Raw genomic sequence first — 1,624 nt, forward strand, 5'->3', positions numbered from 1 at the left:
CATTCACTAAAATAGTCGCTTTTTATGTTCAACCACATACAAATGCGCATTTTTTCAACACCCATGCTAGCTGTGGGATTTTTTGTGGAACTTTCTGGATGTTACGCAACACTAATCGCTGAGAAATCTAGGAGTAGAAGTTTTCATGTCGTTTCAATCCTTTCAAACTTTGCAGCACTACCTAAACCAACAAGTCATAGGTCAAACGGATTTAATCAACCAACTGCTGATTGCTCTGCTGGCTGATGGACATATTCTGGTGGAAGGCCCGCCGGGGCTGGCGAAAACACGTGCCGTCAAATCACTGGCTGATTGTATTGAAGGTGATTTTCACCGCATTCAATTTACCCCTGACTTACTCCCAGCCGATCTAACTGGCAGCGATGTGTATCGTCCAGAAACGGGCGAATTTGTCTTTCAATCTGGCCCCATTTTTAACGCCTTGGTGCTGGCCGATGAGATAAACCGTGCCCCCGCCAAAGTGCAGGCGGCAATGCTCGAAGCGATGGCGGAGAAACAGATTTCTGCAGGCCGTAAAACCTATCGTTTACCTGAACTTTTTTTGGTGATGGCAACCCAAAACCCGATTGAGCAAGAGGGGACTTATCCGCTTCCCGAGGCTCAGCTCGACCGCTTTTTACTGCATTTAGAGGTGAACTACCCCAATGCGGAAGATGAGTTGGCGATTTTGCGCCTCAACCGAGGTGAGGCAAAAGGGCAACAAGCCATCAATAAACCTTTGCTAACCCAGCAGCAGGTGTTTAGTGCTCGCCAAGAGGTGCTCAATGTGCATATGGCTGAAGCGATTGAAAACTACCTCGTACGACTGGTGATGGCGACGCGCCATCCTGCCAACTACGATACCAAACTGGCACAATGGCTGACGATGGGAGTCAACCCACGCGCGACGATTGCGCTGGATCGCTGCGCCCGTGCTCGCGCTTGGTTACAAGGACGCGATTTTGTCACGCCGGATGATGTACAAGTAATGGCATTCTCTGTGCTGCGCCATCGACTGTTGCTCAGCTATCAGGCGCAAGCGGAAGGAATTTACCCAAATCAAATCATCTCGCATCTGTTGTCACTGGTTGGTAGTGCATAAATCATGACGATGCCACACGCCCTCCCCTTACATGCAAATGGGGTGTCTTTGTGTTTGGAGGAGTTGCTCGCTTATGAGCAGCAAACCGTGCATTTTTTACCCCCGGCACGTCAAATTTGGTCACAGCGCGTCGGCCAGCATCAGAGTCGGCGTTTAGGACGTGGGATGGATTTCTCGGAAGTGCGCCAATATCAAGCGGGGGATGACATTCGTTCGATTGATTGGCGAGTCACCGCACGAACAGGTAAACCCCATACTAAGCTGTTCAGTGAAGAGCGCGAAAGAACGGTGGTGCTCTATATCGATCTCAGTCCCTCGATGCAGTTTGGCTCCTGTTTACTGCTGAAATCGGTGCAAGCGGCGCATTTGGCAAGCTTGCTAAGCTGGCTTGCCGTGAAACAACAAGACCGAGTTGGCGCAGTGATTGATTTGGGGCATCGGCTGATCGAAATCAAACCCGGTAGCCGCCAGCGCGGCGTGCTTGCCATCTTAGCGGCATGCGTTGAAGCGCAGCATATTCCA

The 1,624-nt window shown here is 50.7% G+C and carries 2 protein-coding genes; both read left to right on the top strand.

The annotated features are described in order from the left end of the window. The first annotated feature begins 145 nt into the window (after window positions 1–145). Window positions 146–1,102, top strand: coding sequence for an AAA family ATPase (locus tag GOU96_RS17370; RefSeq protein WP_267783161.1), 957 nt, complete (start codon window positions 146–148; stop codon window positions 1,100–1,102). A gap of 3 nt (window positions 1,103–1,105) precedes the next feature. Beyond that, window positions 1,106–1,624 (top strand): DUF58 domain-containing protein (locus GOU96_RS17375; RefSeq protein ID WP_324702053.1); only part of this gene is annotated, 519 nt, incomplete at its 3' end.

Source organism: Vibrio sp. R-1 (assembly GCF_035615595.1).
In the GTDB taxonomy this organism is placed as follows: Bacteria; Pseudomonadota; Gammaproteobacteria; order Enterobacterales; family Vibrionaceae; genus Vibrio; species Vibrio cholerae.